Source organism: Kribbella sp. NPDC002412, from assembly GCF_053592935.1.
The window spans coordinates 78,185-102,535 of sequence record NZ_JBSFBL010000031.1 but is presented as its reverse complement, the minus strand read 5'-3'; the positions used below and the strand labels follow the sequence as shown (position 1 = coordinate 102,535).

Here is a 24,351-nt window from a genome sequence, read left to right as displayed (position 1 = left end):
ATGAGGGCACGCCGGGTGACGAGGATGGGGCCGCCGGGGTGCTGGTCCCGGTCCCTTAGGGCACGTGGAGGGCACGCCGCCCGAATCCGGTCCCGGCATGACGAAGGCCCCTAGCCTCAGAATCCCTGTGGCTGGGGGCCTTTCGCCTTCTGAGCGGGTGACGAGAATCGAACTCGCGTAGCCAGTTTGGAAGACTGGGGCTCTACCATTGAGCTACACCCGCGGTGCTCGGACATGATTCCACATGGGGGTCGGGGGTTGGCAAACCGGTTAGCAGATGCGTAGCCGGATGGGGGCGGTTCCTGATTGGACGACGACAACGTCGTCGGCTTCCCAGGCGATCAGGGCTCCGGGTTCCGCGTCGTACGGCGTCCAGGTTCAGCGCCGCCGTACGACGTTGCAGTAGTTGTCCTGAGGTACGCCGGGATCGCCGGCCAGTAACCGTGACACACCCTCCTCGAGTACGGAGTCGAGGTGTCGGGCTCACAGGTCGCGGAGGGTGCGGGCGGCTCGGGCAGGGGGACCTCGCGCGGGACAGGATTGCGCCGGTGTCGAACGACGGCGCCGTACGGTGCAGCGTGGCCCCCGCGGAATGGTCACCCGCATAGATCAGCCGCTGCGGGTTCGGTCCGCGGCCCCGTGGCAGCGCGGACGGGTGCGGATTCACAGCGCCGTACGGCGGGATGCCCGGCGGGATCAGCCGGGGTAGGTCGCCAAGATCAGTAGGTCCGGCTGGACGGCGGCCACCGCGGGAGCTGCGGACACGGCAAGTTGATCCGTCGCAAGGCACGGCTGGCCCAGGTCCGGCAGTGGCAGCGCGAGCGGTGTCTGGTCACTCCCGTAACGGCGGATCGCGTCGTCCGCACTCGGTGTGACGACCAGGGCGAGCTCGTGGCCGTGCCGAGCCGCCCGGTCGGGCACCAGCCGGTATCCGGCCGGCGAGGCGTGCAGGCTCACGATGCGGATGACGGCCTCCGAGCCGGGTGTGGGAGGGTGATTTCGCGTGCACCGGGTCGGGTCGACTAGACTCGGGCGGTCACTGCGGGGCGTAGCGTAGTGGCTAGCGCGCCTGCTTTGGGAGCAGGAGACCGCAGGTTCGAGTCCTGTCGCCCCGACAAACCCCCTGCAGCACCCCTGCAGCGCGGGCTGTCCCCGTGCTGTTGAAGTCATCGATCAAGGAGAACCGCCACCGTGAAGAGCACCGTCGAGTCCATGAGCCCGACGAAGGTCCGGCTCATCGTCGAGGTGCCGTTCGAGGAGCTCAAGCCGAGCCTCGACGCGGCGTACCAGAGCATCGCGAAGCAGATCACCGTGCCCGGCTTCCGCAAGGGCAAGGTGCCGCCGCAGGTGATCGACCAGCGGGTCGGCCGCGGGCCGGTGCTCGAGGAGGCGATCAACGACGCGCTGCCGAGGCTGTACTCGCAGGCGGTGCAGGAGAACAAGGTCAAGGCGATCGGCCGGCCCGAGGTCGACGTGACCGAGTTCAACGACAAGGAGAGCCTGCAGTTCTCCGCCGAGGTCGAGGTGCGCCCCGAGATCACGCTGCCGGACCTGGACGGTCTGGAGGCCGAGGTCGAGGACATCGCGATCTCCGACGACGAGGTCGACGAGCAGATCGAGGCGCTGCGGCAGCGGTTCGGCTCGCTGAACCCGGTCGAGCGGGCGGTCGCGGACAAGGACTTCATCACCATCGACCTGTCCGCCAGCAAGGACGGCGAGAAGGTCGAGGAGGCGCAGGCCACCGGCCTGTCGTACCAGGTCGGCAGCGGCCAGCTGCTGGACGGCCTCGACGAGGCCGTCATCGGGCTGAACGCGGGTGAGAGCAAGACCTTCGTCACCCAGCTGGTCGGCGGCGCGCTGAAGGGCGAGGACGTCGACGTCTCGGTGACCGTGACCGCGGTCAAGGAGCAGGAGCTGCCGGAGTTCGACGACGAGTTCGCGCAGACCGCGTCCGAGTTCGACACCGCCGACGAGCTGAAGGCCGACGTCCGCGGCCGGCTGGAGCGCGGCAAGCGGCTCGAGCAGGCCGGCGAGGCGCGCGACGCCGTACTCGAGAAGATCCTGACCCTGGTCGAGGTGCCGGTGCCCGAGGGCCTGCTGGTCGACGAGCTGGCCGCCCGGAAGGAGAACCTGGAGCAGCAGCTCGGGTACTCCGGGATGACGTTCGAGCAGTTCCTGGAGAGCGAGGAGCAGTCCCAGGAGGAGTTCGACGAGGACCTGAAGAAGCGCTCCGCGGACGCGATCAAGGCCCAGTTCGTGCTGGACCTGGTGGCCGAGCAGCAGGAGCTGAGCGTCAACGACCAGGAGCTGACCGAGCACATCGTGCGGCACGCGCAGCGTTCCGGCGTCAGCCCGGACCAGTTCGCCCAGCACGCGGTCGAGAACAACCTGGTGCCGAGCCTGGTGTCCGAGGTCGTCCGCGGCAAGGCGCTCGCGCACCTGGTCGAGAACGCGAAGGTCACCGACGCCTCCGGCAACGTGGTCGAGCTGAAGACCCTGCAGCCGGACGGCTCGTACGCCGACCCCGCGGCCGAGCAGGCCGACGAGGCTGCGGAGGCCCCGGCCGAGGAGCCGGCGAAGGCCTGACCAGCAGTACGGCGCGACGGCCCGGATCCCCGGTGGATCCGGGCCGTCGCCATGCCTGCGCCGAACCCCCCGGCTGTAAGCAGCGTCAGTCGGCTGAAAGTGATCTGAAAGTGGCGTTCCCTAGCGTTGCCGGTGCACCGTCAAACCGCTCTGGGGGAACGCCTGATGACACCGAGCCTGCCGACCGACAAGCCTTGCCTGTGGCTGCCGGGACAGTCCGGTTTCCACCTGCTGGCGACGCGCCGCCCGCCCCGGCTCCGGGTCCGGACGCACTGGGAGCGCCGCAAGCCGGCCGGATCCGGGTCCGACGAGCAGTACGACGTACCCGTCATCGAGCCGCCGACCGCTCAAGCGCCTGGTGAGCGGCTCGGCGGCGGCGAGCGGGACGCGGTGGCGCTCTGCGGCTGGTGAGCGGGTCGCCTGCCGCATGGCGCCCGCCGAATGCCGCCGGAGGAATTCGCTCACGGCAGACACGGTGCGCCGTGAGCGAACACCTTGGGCCCAGCCTTAGGTCTGTCGCCGCCGCCCAGTAATGTCGGCTTCGTGAACGAGACATTTGCAGCCAGCCCCACCGCCGCGGGCGGCAACGGATCCGGCGGACTAGACGACCACATCTACCAGCGCCTGCTGCAGAACCGGATCATCTTCCTGGGGTCCGAGGTTCGCGACGACAACGCGAACGCGATCTGCGCGCAGATGCTGCTCCTCAACGCCGAGGACCCCAACAAGGACATCTGGCTGTACATCAACTCGCCGGGCGGCTCGGTGGACTCCGGCATGGCGATCTACGACACCATGCAGTGGATCTCCAACGACGTCGCGACCGTCGGGATGGGCCTGGCCGCCTCGATGGGCCAGTTCCTGCTCTGCGCCGGTGCGAAGGACAAGCGGTTCGCGCTGCCGCACGCGCGGATCATGATGCACCAGCCGTCCGGCGGTATGGGCGGTACGGCCAGTGACATCAAGATCCAGGCCGAGCAGTCGCTGCACATCAAGGCGCAGCTGTTCCGGCTGATCGCGGAGCACACCAGCCAGCCGCTCGAGCAGGTCGAGAACGACGCCGACCGGGACCGCTGGTTCACCGCCGAGCAGGCCAAGGAGTACGGCTTCATCGACCACGTGGTCGCCAGCGCCGCCCAGCTCAGCACCGGCAGCCCGAACTCCTGATCTCCCACTCCGTCAGTCAAAGGACGTACCCATGAACTACTTCATCCCGCAGTGGGAGGAGCGCACGTCGTACGGCATGCGCCGGATCGACCCCTACACCAAGCTGTTCGAGGACCGCATCATCTTCCTCGGCACGCCGATCACCGACGAGATCGCGAACGCGGTGATGGCGCAGCTGCTGTGCCTGCAGTCGATGGACTCCGACCGTGACATCAGCATCTACATCAACTCGCCGGGTGGTTCGTTCACGGCGCTGACCGCGATCTACGACACCGTCCGCTACATCAAGCCGGACGTCCAGACGGTGTGCCTCGGCCAGGCCGCGTCGGCCGCCGCCGTGCTGCTCGCCGCCGGCACGCCGGGCAAGCGGCTGGCGCTGCCGAACAGCCGGATCATCATTCACCAGCCGGCCACCGAGGGCACCTACGGCCAGTCGAGTGACATCGAGATCCAGGCGAACGAGATTCTCCGGCTGCGCGCGCTGCTGGAGAAGATGATCTCCGAGGCCAGCGGCAAGTCGCTGGAGGAGGTCTCCCGCGACATCGAGCGGGACAAGTTCCTGACCGCCGACCAGGCCATCGAGTACGGCCTGATCGACGACGTCCTGCAGACCCTGAAGACCCCGGTTCCGGCCGGCGTCTGACAGGTCTGACCCGGTTCGACGGTGCTGTCACAGGGGTTGACCAGAGGCTGCCGGAGCGGTACGCCGCCTTGTCAAGGGCGAGGCGCGTTCGCCACCGGCGTAGTCACAACGCGGCGTCGGGCGCGGCGTTTCGGCCTCCGGCGCGGTACCGTCGAATCGGGATCTGGGGCCGTCGTACGGCGCCCGGCCCCAGCGGCCTACGCCCCCTTGGCCCACGGTTCGACTGCTCAGAGAAGGGATCTGTCCCGGTGGCACGCATAGGTGACGGCGGCGACCTGCTGAAATGCTCGTTCTGCGGTAAGAGCCAGAAGCAGGTCAAGAAGCTCATCGCCGGTCCCGGCGTCTACATCTGCGACGAGTGCATCGATCTCTGCAACGAGATCATCGAGGAAGAGCTGAACGAGGGCTCCGAGGTCGGCCTCACCGAGCTGCCGAAGCCGCGGGAGATCTACGACTTCCTCAACGCCTACGTCGTCGGACAGGACGTGGCCAAGAAGGCTCTCGCGGTGGCGGTGTACAACCACTACAAGCGGGTCCGCGACGGCCAGGGCAGCTCGAGCGCCGGCCGGCACGCGAAGGACGAGGCCGTCGAGCTGGCCAAGTCGAACATCCTGCTGATCGGCCCGACGGGCTGCGGCAAGACCTACCTGGCGCAGACGCTCGCCCGGATGCTGAACGTGCCGTTCGCGATCGCCGACGCCACCGCGCTGACCGAGGCGGGGTACGTCGGTGAGGATGTCGAGAACATCTTGCTGAAGCTGATCCAGGCGGCCGACTACGACGTCAAGAAGGCCGAGACCGGGATCATCTACATCGACGAGGTCGACAAGATCGCTCGCAAGAGCGAGAACCCGTCGATCACCCGGGACGTGTCCGGCGAGGGTGTGCAGCAGGCGCTGCTGAAGATCCTGGAGGGGACGACAGCCTCGGTGCCGCCGCAGGGTGGCCGCAAGCACCCGCACCAGGAGTTCATCCAGATCGACACCACCAACGTGCTGTTCATCGTCGGCGGCGCGTTCGCCGGCCTGGACCACATGGTCGAGCAGCGGGTCGGCAAGAAGACTCTCGGTTTCAACACCTCCCGTGAGCCGGAGAAGCCGAAGGAGCTCGGCGGGTACGCCGACGTGATGCCGGAGGATCTGCTCAAGTTCGGCCTGATCCCCGAGTTCATCGGGCGGCTCCCGGTGATCACCACGGTGTCGCCGCTGGACCGTGATGCCCTGATCAAGATCCTGTCGGAGCCGAAGAACGCGCTGGTCAAGCAGTACCGGCGGCTGTTCGAGATCGACAGCGTCGAGCTCGAGTTCACCGACGACGCGGTCGAGGCGATCGCCGACCAGGCGCTGCTGCGCGGCACCGGCGCCCGCGGTCTGCGGGCGATCATGGAAGAGGTCCTCCTCAACGTGATGTACGAGGTGCCCAGCCGTGAGGACGTCGCCAAGGTCGTCGTCACCGGCGAGGTCGTGCTGGAGAACGTGAACCCCACGCTGATCCCGCGCGACCAGATCGAGCGCAAGCGCGAGCGCCGCGAGAAGACTGCCTGAGTCTCGACTCGAGGAGGCCGGGTCCGCTGTACGGCGGAGTCCCGGCCTCCTTCTGTTGGTGGACGCAGCCGTAGTAACGGTCCGCATACGGTCGATTGCGTGAAGCCGACAAGATTCCTTCGAAGACTGTCCGTTGCCGCCGCCGTCGGTGCGCTGATCGCGCCGACCACCACAGCAGTCGCCGCCCCGAAGAGCGTCGTACCGAAGATCGCCTGGGGGAGTTGTGGCGCCGAGCTGCCGGCCTTTCAGTGCGCGTCCGTCGAGGTGCCGACGGACTACGACCGGCCCAACGGTCCGACCACGACGATTGCGCTGACCCGGTTGCCGGCGACCGATCCGGCGCGCAAGATCGGGACCCTGTTCACCAACCCGGGTGGTCCCGGTGGGTCCGGGGTGGACTTCGTCCAGCAGATGGGGCAGGCCGCGTACCAGCCCGAGGTGCGGGCGCGGTTCGACATTCTCGGGTTCGACCCGCGTGGGGTCGGCAAGTCGGAACCGGTGACCTGCTTCCCCACAGAGGCTGAGGAGGCGGCTGCGTTCGCCGGGCAGCCGGCGTACCCGGTGACGGCAGAGGAGGAGCGCACGTACACGGCCCTCAGCCTGAAGCTCGCGATCGGCTGCCGGACGACGTCGCCGGACCGCCTCGCGCACTACTCGACCGCGAACGTTGCCCGGGACATGGATCTGCTCCGGCAGGCGGTCGGCGACGACAAGCTCAGCTACGTCGGGTACTCCTACGGCACCTATCTCGGTGCGACGTACGCGCGGCTGTTCCCGAACAAGATCCGCGCCTTCGTGCTCGACGGGACGCTGAGCCCGGAGTGGTACTCCGGCTCGAACGGAGACCGGCAGCCGCTCGGCGCCCGGCTCAAGCAGGGCGAGGGCGCGGCCGAGACGTTCGCGCAGTTCCTCGCCGAGTGCGAGAGGGCCGCTCCGAACGGTTGTGCGCTGGCCAAGCTCGGCGAGCCGAAGGCCGTGACCGACGGCATGTTCGAGCGGTTGAAGAAGCAGCCCGTCGTACTGACGCTGCCGGATGGCTCGACCGTCACCGTGACCTACCAGGTGGCGGTGCAGGCGAGCTTCTTCTCGATGTACAGCCCGTCCGACTGGCCGGCGCTGGCGGAGTCGCTGGCCCAGCTCGCCGCTGCCTCGAAGACGACGCGGGCCAAGTCCGCGCCCGAGCGGGCGTCCGAGTTGCTGGTGGAGTGGAACCGGCGCAAGGAGGAGTACGCGTCGATCGGCACCGCGTTGCAGCCGTGCGTCGAGGCTCGGCAGTCGGGTCGGCCGCTGGCTTATCCGCAGTACGCCGATGCCGCGGACAAGCGTGCACCGCACTTCGGCCGGATGCGGCTGTGGATCGGTCAGCCTTGTGAGTTCCTGGGCGTGCGGGACCACGACGCCTTCCTCGGTCCGTGGAAGCTCAGCACGAAGACGCCGGTGATGGTGATCGGCACCCGGTACGACCCGGCGACGCCGTACGAGGCGACTCGTCCGTACGCCAACCTGTTCCGGAACGCCAGCATGGTCACGGTCGAGGGCTACGGGCACACGGTCCTCGGGAAGAGCACCTGTGCCGACAACCTGATCACCACCTACCTCACGACGCTGAAGTCACCGGCCGACGGCTCGACCTGCACGCAGGACCGCAAGCCGTTCGACCCGGCTCCGGCCGAGGCGAGGTTGTTGCAGGGCCCTGGCCTGTAGGGGCGTAGAGGGACGCGAACACTGAGTCTGCGACCGCGATCGTCTCGTCGAGTTGGTCGTCGGTGTGCTCGGTGGACAGGAACCACATGAGTAGGTGCTGTGGGTGGGTCGGGGTTGGTTGATCTCCAGGTCAATGGGTTTGGGGGGTTTGATCTCAAGGGGGACGATCTGAGCGTCGAGGTGGTTGTTGGGTTGCGGGGGGTTGTGGGGGAGGCGCGGCGGCGGTATGCGGAGGTGCGTGAGGCTATTCCGTTTGTGCATTTGGAAGGGCCGCGCATCTCAGGTCAAGACGGGCCGCGGGGTTGTCATGATGCTGCCTTCGTCCGCCCGCCCGACATCAAGGAGTTCGAGCGGTGTCAGCGGGATGGGCTGATTGGGCATACGCACGCCGATACAGCGCAGATTCGTGCCGCGGTGGACGCCGGGGCGCGGTTGTCGACGCATCTCGGACACGGGGCCCACGCGCAGTTGCCGCGGCATCCCACCTATCTCTGGGCGCAGCTCGCCGACGACCGGCTGACCGCCGGGTTCATCGCCGTCGGACATCACCTGCCGGTCGAGACGTTCGTGGCGATGGTTCGGGCGAAAGGGCTGGACCGATCCTTCCTGGTTTCCGATTCGGTGGCCGTCGGCGGAAGGCTGCCCGGGTCCTACGAGTCGGCCGTCGGCGGTGAGGTGGAGCTGACCGAGGACGGCCGATTGCTCGTTCGCGATACGCCGTACCTCGCCGGAGCGGCCGCCTCGCTGAACGACGGGGTGGCCTGGGCGCCTGCCGCGTTCTCGTTGCCGGAGGCATTGACCATGGCGACGGGGGAGGCTCAAGCCGTTCTCTCGATGGTGTCGCCGAGGATCGCGGCGATGGCGTCGAGCAGTTCCGGGTCGAGCTTGACGCCGGACGCCGCTGCCGAGTCGGCGAGCGGCCCCAAACGCGAGCCGCCGACGAGATCCCGGGCTGTTGCAGCACCCACGCGATCGACAACTGCGCCAGCGACAGCCCGGCATCCGCCGCGAGCGGTTTGAGTCGCCGGACGCGCGCTCGAGCAGGTCGTCGTACAGGAGCCGTTCGATGAACTCGTGCACGCGCTGGCGGCCGGCGGACCGGGCTCGGACCCGGTCGCATCCGTCGCTCGGGATTCGGCGGCTGACCGGGCCCGAGTCGGCCCCCGTCGGTTCGGGCCCGGTCGTTCGACGGTGCTACGACGTACGGTGACAGGTGCCCGTACGTCGTGCCGGCTTCTACTGCTTCAGGGCGGCGGCGATGGTGTCCGCGATCGGCGTGGTCGGGCGGCCGATCAGGCGGCTGAGGTCGCTGCCGCGACCGGCCAGCAGGCCGCGCTCGATCGCGGCGTCGACGTCGACCAGGATCCCGGCCATCGGCTCCGGGACCCCGGCGCCGGTCAGGATGCCGAGCAGCACGTCACCCGGAACGTTGTTGTGGGCAACGTCCTTCCCGGTCTGCCGGGACAGCTCGGCGGCGTACTCGGCCAGCGTCCACGACGTGTCGCCGTTCAGCTCGTACGCCTTCTTCTCGTGCCCCGCACCGGTCAGTACGGCGGCCGCCGCGGCAGCGTAGTCGCGCCGGGACGCGGACGCGATCCGGCCGTCACCCGTGGCGCCGACGACACCGTGCTCGAGGTGGACCGGCAGCTGCTGGGTGTAGATCTCGGAGTACCAGCCGTTGCGCAGGAAGGTGTAGCTCAGGCCGGAGTCGAGGATCGCATGCTCGGTCGCCTTGTGGTCGGCGGCCAGGTCGAAATCCGCCTCGGGCCCGCCGAGAACGCCGGTGTAGGCGATCCGGGCGACGCCGGCTTCCTTCGCGGCGTCGATCACGGCGGTGTGCTGAGCGATCCGGCTGCCGACCTCGCTGCTCGAGATGAGCAGCACGGTGTCGCCGGCCTTGAACGCCGTGGCCAGACTGGCGGGGTCGTTGTAGTCGGCGATCCGGATCTCGACGCCACGGGCCGCGATGCCGGCGGCCTTCTCGGCGTTCCGCACCGCGGCGACGACCTGGTCGGCCGGGATGCGCTGCAGCAGTTCGTCGATGACGAGGTGGCCGAGCTGGCCGGTGGCGGCGGTGACGACGATGCTCATCCGTTCTCCTTTTGGTTGATCGTTGTATTACCTACACCTTAGGAGCGAAGCGGAAGCGGTTCTATGTCCATCCAGCGCTGATTTATGTCTGATCGTCTTGCGACGCACGCGTATCATGGGAGCCATGGATGTTCTCGCTGATGTGCTGACCGCGATGCGGTCGGGTCCGGCCACGTCCGGGCGGACCGAGGTGCGCGGGCCGTGGGGGCTGCGGTTCGCCGAGGCGCTGACGGCGGCGTTCCACGTGATCCACCAGGGGACGTCCTGGCTACTCGCGCCCGACGAGTCGCCGATCGCGCTCGGGCCCGGCGACGCGGTCCTGCTGCCGCGCGGACTCGAGCACACCCTGGCAGACCACCCGGACTCGCCGGTGGTCGACTTCGATCCCGAGAACCTCCCGACGGGCGGCGACGGCGCCCGGTCGCTGCTGCTGTGTGGCGCGTACCGGCTCGATCGCCAGCGCCCGCACCCGGTCCTCACCAACCTGCCCGAGGTCGTTCACGTCCCGGCCGATCCAGGCCGGCACCGGACTCTGCACACCGCGATCGGGATCCTTGGTGAGGAGCTCGACGCGAACCGGCCGGGGGCGGCGGCCGTCGTACCGGCTCTGGTGGATGCGCTCCTCGTGCTGATCCTTCGAGCCTGGCTGGAGGATCGGCGGTGCCCCACCGAAGGTGGCTGGTCGCGGGCGCTCACCGACACCGCGGTCGCGCAGTCGCTCGAGCTGATCCACTCGAAGCCCGGCGCCAACTGGACCGTCGCCGACCTCGCCTCGGAGGTTGGGCTGTCCCGTGCAGCCTTCGCCCGACGGTTCACCGAGGCCGTTGGGGAGCCGCCGCTGACCTACCTGTCCCGCTGGCGGATGACGACGGCCGCGCGCCTGCTGCGGGACCACGACCGCCCGCTCGCCGCCGTGGCCAAGGAGATCGGGTACACCTCGGAGTTCGCGTTCGCCAAGGCGTTCAAGCGCGACTTCGGGATCGCGCCCGGCGCCTACCGCAAGCAGCCGGCGCTCAGTGGTACGTGAGGTCGTCCGGCCGTAGCGTCGCCACCAGTTCGCCCCGGCTGCGCACGCCGACCTTGGCGAACGCCGCCTTCAGGTGGTCCTGCACGGTGTGCGGCGAGATCGACAGCCGGTCGGCGATCTCCGGAGTGGTGTGACCGGAGATCACCTCGAGGCAGATCTCGCGCTCCCGGGTGGTCAGTCCGTACGCCGCCAGCAGCATGCCGACCAGGTGACGGCCGGACGCCGGCTCAATCGTGACCACGACCTCGGACTGGTCGTCGTCGCTGATCAACCGGCTGCCCTGCATGACAACCCAGCCACCGGTCGCGGTCTGCACCCGCGCCTGGAACGACCCGGACGCGGCGGCCAGCGTCCCGGTCACCACGGCGCGCAGCAAAGTGGTGAACCGCCCGTCCAGCGCGTCCTGCCAGGCCTGCGCGGCCGGCGTGACCGCACGCGGCTCGCCGCCCGGCCCGGTCACCACGATCGACGGTCCGGCCCCTCCTCGATACCCGTGGGCATCGGTGCGCACCGCCACTCTCGTCGCCGCGCCGATCGCCGGCGCCACCGACCCGAGGAACTCCACCTCGCGGTCGGTGAAATCCGTCCCACCCCGGACGAACCCGGCCGCACCCCAGCAGTCCCCGTCGACGACGAACGCTGCCCGCAACTCGTGCTCGATCCCGAGCGGCCGCCAGACCTCGTTCAGCCGGCGGTGCCGGACGACCTCGCGGTACGGCAGGTCCGACAGCCGGGCCACCGGGTACGGCCGTTTGGCCAGCTCGGCGAACGAGTTCGGGTTGTCCGCGGCGTACTCGGTCTCGGCCAGCGTCGGTTCGTACTCCGCCGGGATCTTCGCGCTGCCGCTGGTCATCGAACTGATCACCAGCGTGCCGGGGTCCATCGACGCCCAGCAGGTCAGGTCGTCGCCGATGACCTGCTCCAGCACCTCGATCGCGGCCGCGTGCAGCTGCGCGACGCCCAGTCCTGACGTCGCCAATGCCGCGATGTCGCGCCGCGCGGCCCGCGCCCGGCCCTCCCACATGCGCTCAGTATGCGCCGCCGCCGACCGCCCGCCTATCCCCGAAATGTGGGGATTCAGGCCTCGCGACGAGCCCAGCCGGACGGGATGGATCCCGCCGCCGAGCGTTCCTACGGTCGGCACAAGCAACCAAAACGAGCAGGGGAGGGCATCATGACTGAATCGGTGCATCTGAGCACAGCGGGCACCGGCGCGGAGTACGTCGCCCCGGACGCGACCGTCACGGTGAAGGTCGGCGGCGAGCACACCGGCGCGCAGTACGAGATCTTCGAGATCGACGCACCCCGCGGACCGGCCGCGCCGCCGCACAGCGAGAGCTGGAGCAAGGCGTTCTACGTGTTGCAGGGCCGGATCCTGGTCCAGGCCGGCGACCAGGGCTACGACCTCGGCCCCGGCTCGTCGATCAGCATCCCGGCCGGGACGGTCAACACGTTCTCGGTGCTGACCCCGTCGGCGAAGTTCCTCGCCGTCAGCCAGACCGGGAAGATGGGCGACTTCTTCGCCGACCTGTCGACCGTCGACCCGACGGACTACGCGGCGCTGGGCGAGGTCTCCAGCCGGCACGGGGTGATGCTCGCCGGAGCCCCGACATGAGTACGGCGGCGCAGGTGCTGGCCATCGCGATCGCGGTGATGCTCGCCGTGGTGTTCGTGATGGAGGCGTTCCTCTACCGGAACCCGAGGCTCTACCCGATGTTCCTGACCAAGCCCGGCGACCTGGGCGCGGTCCGGATGTGGACGGTCAACATGGGCTGGTACAACCTCACGACCGCGGTTGCGCTGGTGGCCGGCGTCGTACTCGTGCAGACCGATCATCTGCCGCAGGGGGAGGCGTTGATCATCTTCACCGCCGCCCAGCACACCTTCCTGGCCGTCGTCCTGGTGATCTCGCAGCCCAGGCTCTGGCTCAACGCGCTGATGGAGGGGGTTCCAGCCGCGATACTGCTCGTCCTTGCCCTCAACTAGGCAGCTACGAGCGGTAGGAAAGTTACACAAATTGTCTCACTATGGGTACCAAGCACCACGCACTCTCAAGGTTCCCCGGATGGCTCCGTTCGCTTCACCGTCCGGGGAGCCCACCGCCCTGAGTAGTAGTGAAGGTGAGGCCCATGAGCCCAATCAGTCGCAGAACCCTTGTCTTCGGCGGGCTTGCCGCCGCCGGAGCCAGCGCCCTCCCGGTCCGCTCCACCGTGATCGCGGCGACCGCGGCCGTCCCGTACCCGTTCCAGCTGGGCATCGCGTCCGGTGAACCGGACGCCAGCAGCGTCGTGCTGTGGACCCGGCTGGCGCCATCGCCCCTCAACGCCGACGGTCAAGGCGGCATGGCGAACGCCAACGTCACCGTCGACTGGCAGGTGTCCACCACGGACACCTTCAGCACCCTCGTCGCGTCCGGCTCGGTCACCGCGGCGTACGCCGCCGCGCACTCGGTGCATGTCGTTGCCGGTGGCCTCAATCCCGACTCGGACTACTTCTACCGCTTCCGTGCCCAAGGCCACCTCTCACCGGTCGGCCGGACGCGTACGGCGCCCGCCGTCGGAACCAACGGGCGTGACCTGGTCATGGCGTTCTCCTCCTGCGCCCACTACGAGGAGGGCTACTACACCGTCTACCGCCGGATGGCCGAGGAGAACCCGGGCCTCATCCTGCACTTGGGCGACTACATCTACGAGTACGGCGCAGTGGCCGGCCGCACGCGGACACACGCCGGCACGACCGAGATCGTGACGCTGGCGGACTACCGCCGGCGGTTCGCGCAGTACAAGTCCGATCCGGATCTCCAGGCTGCGCACGCGGCCGCGCCGTGGATCGTCGTACCGGACGACCATGAGGTGGAGAACAACTACGCCAACATGGTGCGGGCGGACAGCACGCCGTCGCTGACCACCGCGCAGTGGACGGCTCGGCGGACTGCGGCGTACCGGGCGTACTACGAGAACATGCCGCTGCGGCCCGCACAGGCGAACAACGGCAACAGCATTCCGCTGTACCGCCGGCTGCGGTGGGGCAACCTCGCCACGTTCCACATGCTCGACACGCGGCAGTACCGCAGCGACCAGGCCTGCGGCGACGGCTGGAAGGTGTGTTCGGACGCGGATCTGGCGTCGCGCAGTCTGCCCGGCAACGCTCAGGAGACCTGGCTGCTCGACGGACTCGCCCAGCACGACGGCACCTGGGACATCATCGGCCAGCAGGTGTTCTTTGCGCGGCGCTTCAACGCGAGCGGCGCGAGCATGGACTCGTGGGACGGCTACCGTGCGTCCCGGGCCCGCATCCAGCAGGGCTGGGTCTCCCGCGGCACCCGCAACCCGGTGGTCCTCACCGGTGACGTCCACCGCGCGTGGGCGAGCGACCTGAAGGCCGACTACAACAACGCGAGCTCGGCCACCATCGGCTCCGAGCTCGTCACCAGCTCGGTCACCTCCAGCGGCGACGGCGACGGCTCGACGACGATCCCCGACGTCGGGACCAATCCGTGGCTGAAGTTCTACAACAACCGGCGCGGCTACGTCCGTACGACGATCAGCCCGACGGAGCTGCGGGCCGACTTCCGCGCGGTCGCGAAGGTGTCGGAGCACGGCGCCGCCGCGTCCACGGTGAAGTCGTTCGTCATCGAAGAGGGCCAGCCCGGCCTGCAGGCTGTGTGAGGGGGAACGATGAGGAAGACACTGGCCATCGCCGCACTGGCGGCATCGTCGCTCGCGCTCACTGCGTTGCCCGCGCACGCCCACATCGCCACCCCGACCTGGTCGACGGCCAACAGCGTGTCGACGGGGGACCAGGACAACCCGGCGATCGCGACCAACCGCAACGGCTACACCGCCGTGGTGTGGGAGGACGACCGCGACACGGACGACGCGACGACCAACGTGCACAGCGAGATCTACCTACGGACCTTCCGCAACGGTACGGCGCTCTACGAGGTCAAGCTGTCCGCCGCAGGCAGCAGTGGAGTCACGAACTGGCGGCACCTGCACCCGGACGTCGGGCTCGACGACAAGGGCAATGCGGTCGTCGTGTGGCAGGACGATCCGGACGGCAACGGCTACTACAACATCCCGTATCGCGTGGTGAACACAGCCGGTACGGTCACCGCCTCCGGCTCCGCCAACAGCAGTTCTGACGGTCAGCAGATCAACCCGCGCGTCTCCGTGGACCCGGACGGCGCACCGGCGGGTGGTGCGGTCGCGTTCACAGTGGTGTGGGAGGACATTCAGGGCACTGCGCCGGCGACCGTGAAGGCGGCCGGGTACACCGGTCCGACGACACGCGCCTGGGAAGTCACTGCATCGACCACGACCGGGCAGCACCACAACCCGGACGTGGCTGTGTCCGCGTCAGGTGACGCGGTCGTGGTGTGGGATGACGACGGGGATGCCAACGCGTCGTACGAGATCGGGCTGATCCGGCTGGGCCGGATCAACGGTGCGGCCACGTTGTCTCGCCGCGTCGCGAACTCCAACACCACGGGCCAGCAGACGCACCCGGCTGTAGCGGCGAACTTCAACGGTGACTTCGCAGTTGCGTGGGAGTCCGACCACACCGGTACGGCGGGTGCGTGGACGCGGAGCTTCACCGCAACCGGGACCGCGCGGTTCGCTGACGTGCAGGTGGCGGCCGGCGCCAAGGCGCCGTCGATCGGCATCGACGACGCATCCCAGACCGTCGTCGGCTGGACAGTTCAGGCCACCGACCTCAACGTCTGGGTCCGTGGCTTCGGTACCAACGGCACCGACACCGGCCGGCTGTCGGCGCAGCAGCTCAACTCTCTCCCTGACGGCCGGCAGGAGCAGATGACCGTGGCCGTCTCGCCGTACGCCCAAGTCGTCGCCGCGTACACCGACGACAACGACGGCAACACCTACGACCAGATCTACCTGGGCCAGGACTTCTCCAACAACAGTTGGTGACTCAGAAGGCGGCCGGTCGAACAACCGGCCGGCCGCCATCCCACGGCCCCGCTACCGTGTCGTGGGTGTGACCGTGCTGATCACCGTGTCCCCGGACGTCACCACCTCGAGGCGGTCGATGTCGTCCAGCGGGATCGACGTGCTGGCCGGGACGTCGGCCTGGTAGGTGCTGGTCGTCGCCCACCAGCCGGCGATCTCTGTGGTGCCGTCGCGGCCGTGGACGATGAGCTTGCAGTGCTCGGCCGGCGGTAGTCCGGCCATCTGCAGCTTGATGTCGGTGCCCCACGGGTGGCTGGTGAGCCGGGCGGTCACGTCGATGCCGCCGGTGGCTGTCCAGGTGACCTCGTCCCTCGGCGCTTGCCAACCGAGGATGCCGACGACAGCCGCGATCACGACTGCTGCCGCTGCCAGGACCAGAGTCCGTCGGCGCGGCGTACGTCGTACCGGCAGCTGAAGAGGTGGAGGCGGCTCGTCGGCCTCGATGTCATCCAGGGGTACGGCGTGCAGCAGTCCCGGAAGGTGGGCGAACTGGAGGAGCGCCTCGCGGCACGAGTCGCAGGTGACGAGGTGCCGCTCGGTGGCCCGGCGTTCCTCGACGTCGAGGGCGCCGAGCACGTACGCGCCGATTGCGATGGTCTCCGGACACGTCATGAGCCCGTCACTCCTTTCTCCTCCAGTGCGGCGCGCAAAGCGTGCAAGGCGTAGTAGCTCCGCGACTTGACCGTCCCAGGCGGGATCCCGAGGACGGTGGCCGCCTCCGCGACGGTGCGGCGCCGGTAGAACAGCTCGACGATCACCTGCCGGTGGTCGTGACTCAGCCCGCGCAGCACCTCGGCCACCTGCCACGCCTGCAGAACGCGGTCGATGTCGTCGCCCAGCGCGGCGAACTCGCGCCCGTCGATCGCCACCTCCGTCACCCGGGCGGCCCGCTTGCGCTGCCCGCTGATGACCAGGTTCCGCGCGACCGTGAACAACCAGCGCCCGGCCCGGTCCGGGTCGAGCTCGGCCGAGTGCGCCCAGGCGCGCGTCATCGTCTCCTGGACGATGTCCTCGGCGTACTGGTGGTCACCGCCCACCGAACGCAGGACGTAGCCGAACAGCGGTCGCCGGTACCTGTCGTACAGCGCGCGGATCACCGTCTCGTCATCCACACCTAGGAAATACGCAGCAGCGCCGTCAAAGGTTCAACTGAACCCGGACGGCCCGCCGTGCGTACTTGCTCGGGTGAAGAACCTCAAATTGTTGCTTGGAGCAACGGCGGCGCTGGCCTTGCTCACAGCCTGTGGTGGCAGCGCCCGAGAAGGAGCCGGCGATCCGCCCGCCGGCGACGCCGTCTCGGTCCAGGAGGTCGACGGCCTCGGCCAGACCCTAGTCGACGCGTCCGGCAAGACCCTGTACTTCGCCGACCAGGAAGCCGACGGCACGATCAAGTGCACGGAGAGCTGCCTGTCGTTCTGGTTCCCGGCCGAAGGATCCGAGAGTACGGCGAAGTCGGTCGACGGACTGGCCGTCGTCCAGCGCCCCGACAACGGCGAGAGCCAGCTCACGTTCCAGGGCAAGCCCCTCTACACGTTCAAGCTGGACACCGGGGCGGGGCAGCACAAGGGACACAACCTCGAGGATGCCTTCGGCAACACCACGTTCACCTGGCGTGCCGCGACAACCGGTGCCGCCCCGACCCAAGCTCCGTCCAACCCGGGCTACGACTACTGACTCGGCTCCACCAGCACCCGCACGTCCCACGGGCCGAGGTCGAGCTTGTCGCTGACCGCGCTGTCCGCGAGTACGTCGTGCAGCTTGGCCGGAAGGTCGATACTCAGGCTGTCCCACGACCAGTTGTGGACGAACCGGAGCCGACGGCCGTCGGTGGCGGTCGCCGACGTGACGGTCACGCTCGAAGGCAGATCGGTCCACGTCGAAGGCGCGAGCCAGCGGAAGAGCGCGACTGCAAGCGGACCGTTGGGAACTGTGCCCACATAGGTGATCCGGCCGTCGCCGTGTGCCCGGGTGGTGATCGCCGGCCACCGCCCGAAGTGCGGGTGCTCGTAGCTCGCCAGTACGTCGGCGCCGTCCACCTGCAGTCCGTCGGCCCACCGGGTCGCAGCCGCGTCGTCGCCGAGCTGTAGTGGCGAGTCGGCGGCGGCGCGGACCGGCAGGTCCACGCTGAGGTTGCTGTACTCGTCGTACGAGACGCCGGCCGCCGCAGCTAGGCCGGCCGGCATGGTGGCGGTACGAGCCCGCGCTTCGAGGTCGGCGTACCCGGTGCGCGGTCCGATGACCAGGTGACCGCCGCCGGCGGCGTAAGCGACCAGCTTCTCCAGCAGTGCGTCGTCGGCCAGGTAGAGACCTGGGACGACGAGCACCGGGTCCGCAGAGCCGGTGAATTGGCTCGCGTGCTGGATGCGCACCTGAAGGCCGGCGTCGAATGCGCCACGGTAGAAGGGGTCGAAGAGGCCGTGGTACGAGCGGTCGTCCGGACTGCCGTCCTCGTGGGAGAGGGCGGGGTACTTCTGCATCAGCCACTTGCTCGGGAGCGAGTACAGCATGGTGACGTCGCTGTCCGGGGTCAGGTCGGCCACCAGTTCACCGGCGGCTTCCAGCTCGGCGCCCAGCTGAGCGATCTCCCGGTAGGTCCGGCCCGGCTTGCCGTTGTGGGGGAGTACGCCACCCCAGTAGGTCTCTGCGCCGAAGTGCAGCGTGTGCCAGTGCCAGTACTCGATCATCTTCGCGCCACGCGAGACGAGTGCCCACGCTGCTTGCCGCCACTGGCCGTCGTACGCGGGCCGGTTGTCCCACGGGTAGCCGATCGACTGCGCGTTCGTCTCGGTAACGAGGAACGGCCGCTGCTGTGACGAGTACATGCGGTCCGCGCTGAGGTAGAGCGCCCACGTGCTCCGAGTGGTCCAGTTCTGCTCCGCTGGAGACGTCTGTGGATGCAGCAGTCCGTCCTGCATCGCGTAGTACGGATTGCCTGCCGTGACGTCCAGGCGCCGTACCAGCTCGTCGTCGGCCATCGCAGGGCGTTCGTAGGAGATGCAGGTGGTGACGAACTGGTCGGGCCGGGCGTACTCGCGGACGATGTCGGCCTGCCACCCGATGAACTCGGTGGTCTGGTCGGCCTGGAACTGCCGCCACGCGACGTCGTACTGCGGTTGGTAGTTGCCGTCCGGTGTCCACAGGTCGGCCCAGTCCGACAACCGGTGTGACCAGTAAACGAGTCCCCACTCGTCGTTGAGCGTCTGCACGTCGCCGTACTTGTGCCGCAGGCTGTCCACGAACCGCTGGAAGACGCCGTGGTTGTGGAAGAGCTCGTTCCCCGGCTCGTTGTCGACCTGGAACCCGATCACCGCCGGATGGCCGGCGTACCGGTCGGCGATCCTGCGAATCACCCGCTCGGCGTGGAACCGGAAGCCGGGGTGGGTGAAGTCCACCTCCTGCCGGGCGCCCCACGGGATCCGCTCACCCGTCTTCCGCTCACCCGCGATCTCCGGGTACAGGCGGACCAGCCACGGTGGCACGGCGTACGTCGGAGTCCCCAGCAGTACGGCGATGCCACGCGCGTGCGCGCCGTCGAGGACGGGTTGCAGCCAGTCCAGGTCGAAGCGGCCGTTCTCGGGCTCCCAGGTCGACCAGACGGACTCGCCGACCCGGATCACCGAGAACCGGGCCGCCGCCATCAGGTCGAGGTCCTGCTCGAGCCGGTCGTGTGGTTGGTACTCGTGGTAGTACGCAGCCCCGAAGAGCACACGCTCTTGCACAGTTTCTCCAAGGGTAGAAAGGGAATCAGCCTTTGACGCTGCCGGTCGACAGGCCGGACTGCCAGTAGCGCTGCAGCAGCAGGAAGGCCACGATCAGCGGGAGGATGGACAGGAAGGATCCGGTGATCACCAGGGACAGCACCGCTCCGGTCGTCCCGCCACCCGCGCTGGCCTGCGACGACCACCCGGCCAGGCCGACGGTGATCGGGTACAGATCGGGGTTGTTGAGCATGATCAGCGGCAGGAAGTAGTTGTTCCAGGTCGCGACCAGGGTGAACAGCACGACCGTGACGATGCCTGGGGCAAGCATCCGGAGCGCGACCTGGAAGAAGATCCGGAACTCACCCGCGCCGTCGATCCGGGCCGCCTCGATGATCCCGTCCGGCACCGCGTCCTGCGCGTAGATCCGCATCAGGTACAGGCCGAACGGGCTGACCAGCGACGGCAGGATGATCGCCCACGGCGTGTTCACCATCCCGGCCTTGCTGAACAGCAGGTACGTCGGGATCGCCAGCGCCGTCGTCGGCACCATGATCGCGCCGAGCACCAGCCCGAACATCGGCCCGTTCCCGCGGAACCGGTACTTGGCGAAGCCGTACCCGCCGAGCGCGCACAGGAACGCCGCCCCGGCCGCGGCGGTCACCGAGTAGACGACCGTGTTCCCCATCCAGCGCACGAACACCCCGCCGTCGGCCGTCACGGTGTCGCGAATGTTGGCGAACAACGAGAAGTCGCCGGCGAACCACAGCCCGAAGCTCGAGAACAGGTCACCGATGCTCTTGGTCGAGGCCACGAACAGCCAGAACAGCGGCAGCAGGAAGTAGATCAGCACCACCAGCATGCCGATCATGAGCACGTTGCTTCGTCGTTCGGTCATGACCGGCTCCTCCGCGCGGTGACGAACAGAACGGTGTACGACGCGACGACGATGACTGCACCGAGGAGGAACGAGACCGCCGCGGCGTAGTTCACCTCCTGGCCGGTGAAGGCCAGCGTGTAGGCGTAGAGGTTCGGCGTGTAGGCGCTGTCGATCACGCTCGGCGCGAGCCGCTGCATCAGCTGCGGCTCGGCGAACAGCTGGAAGCTGCCGATCACCGAGAAGATCACGCACACCAGCAGCGCCGGCCGGAGCGCGGGGATCTTGATGCTCCACGCCGTACGGATCGCCCCGGCGCCGTCCACCGCCGCGGCCTCGTAGAGCTCGTGCGGCACGGCCCGGAGAGCGGCGTACAGGATGATCATGTTGTAGCCGGTGAACTCCCAGGTGACGATGTTCGCCAGCGATCCCAGCATCCAGCCGCTGCTGAGGAACTCGGGCGCCGGGAGGCCGAGGGCGTCGGTGAATTGGGTGAACGGGCCGAAGTCGCGGCCGTACAGGTAACCCCACATCAGCGCGGCGACCACGCTCGGCACGGCGTACGGCAGGAAGATGCCGAGCCGGAAGACCTTCGCCATCCGGAGCAGGCCGCTGTCGATCGCCAGCGCGGCCACCAGCGCGATCACGATCATGATCGGTACCTGGATCAGGAAGAACAGCCCGACCCGGCCGATCCCTTCGAGCAGTCGCGGATCGGTGAGCGCCCGGGTGTAGTTCTCGAGTCCGGCGAACACCGTGCCGCCGATCAGCCGTTCCAGGAACAGGCTGAGGTACGCCGCGTACGCGAGCGGCAGCACCAGCATGGCCAGGAACACCAGCATGAACGGCGCGACGAAGAGGTAGCCGGTCGAGGCGTGGCTGACACCACGCCTCCGCCGGCGGACCTCACCGCGGCTCGGTGTCCGGGACTCGAGCCTTTCGGTGACGTTGACGCTCATTGCCCGACCTTGAAGCCCTGGTTCTCCGCGTACGTCGTGGTGCGCTGCTGCCACTGGTCGAGTGCGGCGCCGGTGTCACTCTTGTTCGCGAACGACTTGCCGACGGTCTCGTCCCAGTCGTTGACGGCCTGGTCCAGGAACGGCGGCCACTGGAACTTCGTGTCGACCGTGTCGCTGATCTCGGCGAACAGCTTGTTCACCGTCTGGCCGCCGTAGAACGGCAGCGGCCGGTCGACGAAGGCCGGGTCGGCCAGCAGCGCCTTGGTGACCGGGAACAGGAACTGCTCGGTCGCGAACATCTTGGTCGACGCGGGATCGGTGTTGATGAACTCGGCCAGCTTCGCCGCGGCGATCGGGTTCTTGGTGCCCTGTACGACGGTTGTCGTCGAACCACCCCAGTTGCCGGAGACGTTCTGGCCGGCCTCCCACTGCGGCAGCGGCGCGGCCCGCCACTTGCCGGCGGTCGCCTTCGCGCTGCCTTCCAGGAAGACGGGACCCCACGCGGCGGTCAGCCAGGTGGCGTACTTGCCGCGGTTCAGCGCCTGGTACCAGGCGTCGGTGAAGTCGGCGTCGGCGCTGACCACGCCGTCCTTGATCAGGCCGTTCCAGTAGTCGCCGAGCTTCTTCGAGCCCTCGCCGTTCAGGTCGATCTTGACGGAATCGGCGGTGGGGTTCTCGAACGGCTTGACGCCCGCCTGCCACAGCAGACCGAACCAGACACCGGCCTGGTTCTGCGCGAGATTCGTCATGTAGACGTTCGGGTCCGCGGCGTGCAGCTTGCGGGAGGCCGCGGCGAACTCGTCCCACGTCTTCGGCACAGCGATGCCGTGCTTGTCGAAGATGTCCTGCCGGTACAGCATCCCCATCGGGCCGCTGTCCTGCGGGATCCCCCAGACCTGGCCTTCGGCACCGACCACCTGCTGCCAGGTCCAGGGCACGAACTTGTCCTTCAGCGCCTCGGCGCCGTACGGCCGCAGGTCCATCAGGCTCTTGGTGAGCGAGAACGTCGGGATGTACTGGAACTCGATCTGGACGGCGTCCGGGAACCCGCTGCCGGCCTTCAGCGCCGTGCGCAACTTGGTGTACTGCGGTTCGCCCTGGCCGGCGTTGACCACCTTCACCTTGATCGCCGGGTACTTCTTCTGGAACAGGTCGACCTCCTTCTGGATGTTCGGGACCCAGGTCCAGAAGGTCAGCTCGGTCGGGGTGGTCATCGCCTTGTCGATCTCGGCCTGGCTGACGGCCTGCGCCGGGGCGGCGCCGTCCGACGACGAGTCGTCGCCGCCTCCGCCGCAGGCGGCGAGGGCGAGCGCGGCGGTGAGTGTGAGCGCGGTGCCGGCGCGTCGCCGGCTCCTCTTCGGGAATGTGAACACTGCGAACAACTCCTCGGAAGTTGGCAAGGCGGTGCCCAGGTAGTGGCGGACGTGCGCCCTACCTGCTGGGGGCGTCGGTCAGGACGCGGGAGCGGTGGAGTGACGGATGACCAGCCGGAGCGGTGGTGGCTCCGGCGCGGGGGAGCGGTCGCCGGTGGGCGACTCGATCTCCGTGACCAGGTTCGCGATCCCGCGGGCGACGTGCGCGTCGAAGTCCTGCGGGACGGTGGTGAGCGGCGGGCTCAGGTAGGCGGCCGACGGGATGTCGTCGAAGCCGACGATGCTGACCTCGCCGGGGACGGAACGACCGGCCTCGGCGAGCGCGCGCAGCACCCCGATGGCCATGTCGTCGTTGGCGACGAAGATCGCGGTGACCTCGTCGTTGGCGGCGAGTTGCCGGCCGGCCTCATAGCCTGAGGCCGGCAGCCAGTCGCCTTCGAGCACAGGCGGTTCGGGCATACCGGCGGCGGCGAGGGCCTGCCGCCAGCCTTCGAGCCGTTCCCGGGCCGCCCACCAGCGTTGCGGCCCGGCAACGTGCCAGACGGTTCGGTGCCCGAGACCGAGCAGGTGCTCGGTCGCCAGCCGGCCGGCGCTGGTGTTGTCGCCGCCGGTGTAGAGCGCGGATCGGGCGGTGAGTCCGGGGAACTGCCCGAAACTCAGCACCGGCAGGTCGACGTCGATCGGCTGGTCGTCACCCTCGTCGATCGGTTCGGACAGGATGATGCCGTCCACGCCCTGCTCGAGCAGGTGCTCGACGGCGCCGGCGACGCCGCCGGTGTCGCCCTCGAGCGTGTTGACGATGCTCAGCGAGTAGCCGGTGCTGCGCAGGGTCCGCTCGATCGCGACCAACTGGGTCGACGGGCCGAACAGCGCCGTACCGAGACAGACCACTCCGATCCGCCGGGTGCGGCCCGAGTTGAGGGCCCGGGCGGCGTTGTTGCGGCGGTAGCCGAGCTCGCGCATGGCGGCCTGGACGCGGAGGCGGACCTCCTCCTTCACGTACGGCTCGCCGTTCAGGACCCGGGAGACGGTCTTCTGCGAGACACCCGCCAGCCGGGCGACATCCGTGCTGCCGGGACGACGGCCGCGACCGCCGTTCGGTGCCGGTTTCGCCTCACTCATGGGCCCTCACTTTATGCGGGGCAGTCATTCTGACTGCGTAGTCAGAATGTGTCTACGTAGTCAGAAAGGTCAATCCCCAGTTACGGGAATGTGACATCTAACGCTTGTAGAGCCCGGTGAGGCGGCCGCGGGCCAGGGTTCTGGCGTCGATGGCGGCGAGGGCCTCGTCGAGCTTGGTGCCGTCGGGGAGGCCGGTCGCCTCGGAGAGGGCGTAGAGGGTGAAGCGGTAGTGGTGGGTGCCGCTCGGCGGGCAGGGGCCGAAGTACGTCGGTCTGCCCGCCGAGTTGTTCGCCTGCCTGGCGCCTGGCGGCACCTGTCCTTCGGGGATGGCGGTGGTGATCGGCTCCAGGTCGAGCAGCACCCAGTGCGTGAAGGTCCCGCGGGGTGCGTCCGGGTCGTCGACCACGAGGGCGAGTGAACCCGTGTTGGGCGGAAGGCCCTTCCAGGCCAGCGGCGGGGACACGTCGTCCCCGTCGCAGGTGAACTTCTTCGGGATCCTCCCGCCGTCCTGGAACGCTCTGCTCGTCACGGTGATGCTGCTGGGTGCGGTCATGGCCGGCTCCTTCCCGGACTCCGGCTGCGTGCCGCCG

Annotated in this window: 25 protein-coding genes, 2 tRNA genes and 1 pseudogene; 15 read left to right on the top strand and 13 right to left on the bottom strand. The window is 68.6% G+C overall.

Annotated features, from left to right (window positions below; genetic code table 11):
* Positions 1 to 152 precede the first annotated feature (152 nt).
* Positions 153 to 223 (bottom strand) — tRNA-Gly (locus ACWCOV_RS24375).
* Positions 224 to 306: 83 nt separating this feature from the next.
* Between ACWCOV_RS24375 and ACWCOV_RS24370 the strand changes: the two genes are divergently transcribed.
* Entirely contained in the window at positions 307 to 441 is a 135-nt protein-coding gene (locus ACWCOV_RS24370; RefSeq protein ID WP_449831599.1) for a hypothetical protein, read from the top strand.
* Between the two features lie 94 nt (positions 442 to 535).
* On the opposite strand, the pseudogene ACWCOV_RS24365 reads toward ACWCOV_RS24370, so the two are convergent.
* Positions 536 to 790, bottom strand: a pseudogene (locus tag ACWCOV_RS24365) (formyltransferase family protein); the annotation flags it as partial.
* Positions 697 to 957 (bottom strand): hypothetical protein, encoded by a 261-nt coding sequence (locus ACWCOV_RS24360; protein WP_449831598.1) that lies wholly within the window; start codon positions 955 to 957, stop codon positions 697 to 699. The pseudogene ACWCOV_RS24365 and the gene ACWCOV_RS24360, both read right to left, overlap by 94 nt.
* Positions 958 to 1,042: 85 nt before the next feature.
* On the opposite strand from ACWCOV_RS24360, the gene ACWCOV_RS24355 reads away from it, so the two are divergent.
* From ACWCOV_RS24355 to ACWCOV_RS24320, 8 genes are all read left to right on the top strand, one after another.
* Positions 1,043 to 1,115 (top strand) — tRNA-Pro (locus tag ACWCOV_RS24355).
* Positions 1,116 to 1,191: 76 nt separating this feature from the next.
* Entirely contained in the window at positions 1,192 to 2,586 is a 1,395-nt protein-coding gene (gene tig / locus ACWCOV_RS24350; protein WP_449831596.1) for a trigger factor, read from the top strand.
* Positions 2,587 to 2,751: 165 nt separating this feature from the next.
* Positions 2,752 to 2,997 (top strand): hypothetical protein, encoded by a 246-nt coding sequence (locus tag ACWCOV_RS24345; RefSeq protein ID WP_449831595.1) that lies wholly within the window; start codon positions 2,752 to 2,754, stop codon positions 2,995 to 2,997.
* Positions 2,998 to 3,129: 132 nt separating this feature from the next.
* Positions 3,130 to 3,753 (top strand): ClpP family protease, encoded by a 624-nt coding sequence (locus ACWCOV_RS24340; RefSeq protein WP_396354465.1) that lies wholly within the window; start codon positions 3,130 to 3,132, stop codon positions 3,751 to 3,753.
* Positions 3,754 to 3,784: 31 nt separating this feature from the next.
* On the top strand, positions 3,785 to 4,396 hold the full coding sequence (locus ACWCOV_RS24335) for an ATP-dependent Clp protease proteolytic subunit (protein ID WP_449831594.1): 612 nt from the start codon (positions 3,785 to 3,787) through the stop codon (positions 4,394 to 4,396).
* Positions 4,397 to 4,644: 248 nt separating this feature from the next.
* Entirely contained in the window at positions 4,645 to 5,940 is a 1,296-nt protein-coding gene (gene clpX, locus ACWCOV_RS24330) for an ATP-dependent Clp protease ATP-binding subunit ClpX (RefSeq protein ID WP_396354463.1), read from the top strand.
* 99 nt (positions 5,941 to 6,039) lie between these two features.
* Positions 6,040 to 7,644 carry an alpha/beta hydrolase gene (locus ACWCOV_RS24325; RefSeq protein ID WP_449831593.1) on the top strand — a complete coding sequence of 535 codons (1,605 nt, stop codon included), beginning with the start codon at positions 6,040 to 6,042 and terminating at the stop codon, positions 7,642 to 7,644.
* A gap of 114 nt (positions 7,645 to 7,758) precedes the next feature.
* On the top strand, positions 7,759 to 8,664 hold the full coding sequence (locus ACWCOV_RS24320) for a hypothetical protein (RefSeq protein WP_449831592.1): 906 nt from the start codon (positions 7,759 to 7,761) through the stop codon (positions 8,662 to 8,664).
* A 216-nt stretch (positions 8,665 to 8,880) separates the two neighbouring features.
* Here the strand turns inward: ACWCOV_RS24320 and ACWCOV_RS24315 are convergent, their stop codons facing one another.
* Complete coding sequence (locus tag ACWCOV_RS24315) at positions 8,881 to 9,735, bottom strand: SDR family oxidoreductase (protein WP_449831591.1); 855 nt, start codon at positions 9,733 to 9,735, stop codon at positions 8,881 to 8,883.
* Between the two features lie 124 nt (positions 9,736 to 9,859).
* On the opposite strand from ACWCOV_RS24315, the gene ACWCOV_RS24310 reads away from it, so the two are divergent.
* Positions 9,860 to 10,762: an AraC family transcriptional regulator gene (locus ACWCOV_RS24310; RefSeq protein WP_449831590.1), complete on the top strand. Its 903-nt coding sequence runs from the start codon at positions 9,860 to 9,862 to the stop codon at positions 10,760 to 10,762.
* On the opposite strand, the gene ACWCOV_RS24305 is transcribed toward ACWCOV_RS24310, so the two are convergent.
* Positions 10,749 to 11,786 carry a helix-turn-helix transcriptional regulator gene (locus tag ACWCOV_RS24305; RefSeq protein ID WP_449831589.1) on the bottom strand — a complete coding sequence of 346 codons (1,038 nt, stop codon included), beginning with the start codon at positions 11,784 to 11,786 and terminating at the stop codon, positions 10,749 to 10,751. The genes ACWCOV_RS24310 and ACWCOV_RS24305 overlap by 14 nt on opposite strands.
* Before the next feature lie 150 nt (positions 11,787 to 11,936).
* Here ACWCOV_RS24305 and ACWCOV_RS24300 point away from each other — a divergent pair, with 150 nt between their 5' ends.
* From ACWCOV_RS24300 to ACWCOV_RS24285, 4 genes are all read left to right on the top strand, one after another.
* Positions 11,937 to 12,377: a cupin domain-containing protein gene (locus ACWCOV_RS24300; protein ID WP_449831588.1), complete on the top strand. Its 441-nt coding sequence runs from the start codon at positions 11,937 to 11,939 to the stop codon at positions 12,375 to 12,377.
* On the top strand, positions 12,374 to 12,748 hold the full coding sequence (locus tag ACWCOV_RS24295; RefSeq protein WP_449831587.1) for a DUF1304 family protein: 375 nt from the start codon (positions 12,374 to 12,376) through the stop codon (positions 12,746 to 12,748). The genes ACWCOV_RS24300 and ACWCOV_RS24295 overlap by 4 nt, the downstream gene beginning before the upstream one ends.
* A gap of 143 nt (positions 12,749 to 12,891) precedes the next feature.
* Entirely contained in the window at positions 12,892 to 14,430 is a 1,539-nt protein-coding gene (locus ACWCOV_RS24290; protein ID WP_449831586.1) for an alkaline phosphatase D family protein, read from the top strand.
* 9 nt (positions 14,431 to 14,439) lie between these two features.
* Positions 14,440 to 15,693 (top strand): hypothetical protein, encoded by a 1,254-nt coding sequence (locus ACWCOV_RS24285; RefSeq protein WP_449831585.1) that lies wholly within the window; start codon positions 14,440 to 14,442, stop codon positions 15,691 to 15,693.
* A 51-nt stretch (positions 15,694 to 15,744) separates the two neighbouring features.
* Here the strand turns inward: ACWCOV_RS24285 and ACWCOV_RS24280 are convergent, their stop codons facing one another.
* Positions 15,745 to 16,344, bottom strand: coding sequence for an anti-sigma factor family protein (locus tag ACWCOV_RS24280; protein ID WP_449831584.1), 600 nt, complete (start codon positions 16,342 to 16,344; stop codon positions 15,745 to 15,747).
* Positions 16,341 to 16,844, bottom strand: coding sequence for a sigma-70 family RNA polymerase sigma factor (locus ACWCOV_RS24275; RefSeq protein ID WP_449831583.1), 504 nt, complete (start codon positions 16,842 to 16,844; stop codon positions 16,341 to 16,343). Before ACWCOV_RS24275 ends, ACWCOV_RS24280 begins: the two co-directional genes overlap by 4 nt.
* A 73-nt stretch (positions 16,845 to 16,917) precedes the next feature.
* Here ACWCOV_RS24275 and ACWCOV_RS24270 point away from each other — a divergent pair, with 73 nt between their 5' ends.
* Positions 16,918 to 17,406, top strand: a complete 489-nt coding sequence (locus tag ACWCOV_RS24270) for a hypothetical protein (protein WP_449831582.1) — start codon at positions 16,918 to 16,920, stop codon at positions 17,404 to 17,406.
* Here the strand turns inward: ACWCOV_RS24270 and ACWCOV_RS24265 are convergent.
* The 6 genes from ACWCOV_RS24265 to ACWCOV_RS24240 form a co-directional block, all read right to left on the bottom strand.
* Complete coding sequence (locus tag ACWCOV_RS24265; protein ID WP_449831581.1) at positions 17,400 to 19,451, bottom strand: beta-galactosidase; 2,052 nt, start codon at positions 19,449 to 19,451, stop codon at positions 17,400 to 17,402. The two genes, ACWCOV_RS24270 and ACWCOV_RS24265, sit on opposite strands and share 7 nt — an antisense overlap.
* Before the next feature lie 25 nt (positions 19,452 to 19,476).
* Positions 19,477 to 20,328, bottom strand: coding sequence for a carbohydrate ABC transporter permease (locus ACWCOV_RS24260; RefSeq protein WP_449831580.1), 852 nt, complete (start codon positions 20,326 to 20,328; stop codon positions 19,477 to 19,479).
* Positions 20,325 to 21,266: a carbohydrate ABC transporter permease gene (locus tag ACWCOV_RS24255; RefSeq protein WP_449831579.1), complete on the bottom strand. Its 942-nt coding sequence runs from the start codon at positions 21,264 to 21,266 to the stop codon at positions 20,325 to 20,327. The genes ACWCOV_RS24260 and ACWCOV_RS24255 overlap by 4 nt, the downstream gene beginning before the upstream one ends.
* Positions 21,263 to 22,639: an ABC transporter substrate-binding protein gene (locus tag ACWCOV_RS24250; protein WP_449831578.1), complete on the bottom strand. Its 1,377-nt coding sequence runs from the start codon at positions 22,637 to 22,639 to the stop codon at positions 21,263 to 21,265. The genes ACWCOV_RS24255 and ACWCOV_RS24250 overlap by 4 nt, the downstream gene beginning before the upstream one ends.
* 78 nt (positions 22,640 to 22,717) lie before the next feature.
* Complete coding sequence (locus ACWCOV_RS24245; protein WP_449831577.1) at positions 22,718 to 23,761, bottom strand: LacI family DNA-binding transcriptional regulator; 1,044 nt, start codon at positions 23,759 to 23,761, stop codon at positions 22,718 to 22,720.
* A gap of 97 nt (positions 23,762 to 23,858) precedes the next feature.
* Entirely contained in the window at positions 23,859 to 24,314 is a 456-nt protein-coding gene (locus ACWCOV_RS24240; protein ID WP_449831576.1) for a YbhB/YbcL family Raf kinase inhibitor-like protein, read from the bottom strand.
* Positions 24,315 to 24,351: the final 37 nt, after the last annotated feature.

Bases quoted from the DNA above. Each gene is read 5' to 3' on its own strand.
- ACWCOV_RS24345 (WP_449831595.1), top strand. From the start codon at position 2,752: ATGACACCGAGCCTGCCGACCGACAAGCCTTGCCTGTGGCTGCCGGGA.
- ACWCOV_RS24335 (WP_449831594.1), top strand. From the start codon at position 3,785: ATGAACTACTTCATCCCGCAGTGGGAGGAGCGCACGTCGTACGGCATG.
- ACWCOV_RS24315 (WP_449831591.1), bottom strand. From the start codon at position 9,735: ATGAGCATCGTCGTCACCGCCGCCACCGGCCAGCTCGGCCACCTCGTC.
- ACWCOV_RS24310 (WP_449831590.1), top strand. From the start codon at position 9,860: ATGGATGTTCTCGCTGATGTGCTGACCGCGATGCGGTCGGGTCCGGCC.
- ACWCOV_RS24305 (WP_449831589.1), bottom strand. From the start codon at position 11,786: ATGTGGGAGGGCCGGGCGCGGGCCGCGCGGCGCGACATCGCGGCATTG.
- ACWCOV_RS24300 (WP_449831588.1), top strand. From the start codon at position 11,937: ATGACTGAATCGGTGCATCTGAGCACAGCGGGCACCGGCGCGGAGTAC.
- ACWCOV_RS24295 (WP_449831587.1), top strand. From the start codon at position 12,374: ATGAGTACGGCGGCGCAGGTGCTGGCCATCGCGATCGCGGTGATGCTC.
- ACWCOV_RS24290 (WP_449831586.1), top strand. From the start codon at position 12,892: ATGAGCCCAATCAGTCGCAGAACCCTTGTCTTCGGCGGGCTTGCCGCC.
- ACWCOV_RS24285 (WP_449831585.1), top strand. From the start codon at position 14,440: ATGAGGAAGACACTGGCCATCGCCGCACTGGCGGCATCGTCGCTCGCG.
- ACWCOV_RS24280 (WP_449831584.1), bottom strand. From the start codon at position 16,344: ATGACGTGTCCGGAGACCATCGCAATCGGCGCGTACGTGCTCGGCGCC.
- ACWCOV_RS24260 (WP_449831580.1), bottom strand. From the start codon at position 20,328: ATGACCGAACGACGAAGCAACGTGCTCATGATCGGCATGCTGGTGGTG.
- ACWCOV_RS24255 (WP_449831579.1), bottom strand. From the start codon at position 21,266: ATGAGCGTCAACGTCACCGAAAGGCTCGAGTCCCGGACACCGAGCCGC.
- ACWCOV_RS24245 (WP_449831577.1), bottom strand. From the start codon at position 23,761: ATGAGTGAGGCGAAACCGGCACCGAACGGCGGTCGCGGCCGTCGTCCC.
- ACWCOV_RS24240 (WP_449831576.1), bottom strand. From the start codon at position 24,314: ATGACCGCACCCAGCAGCATCACCGTGACGAGCAGAGCGTTCCAGGAC.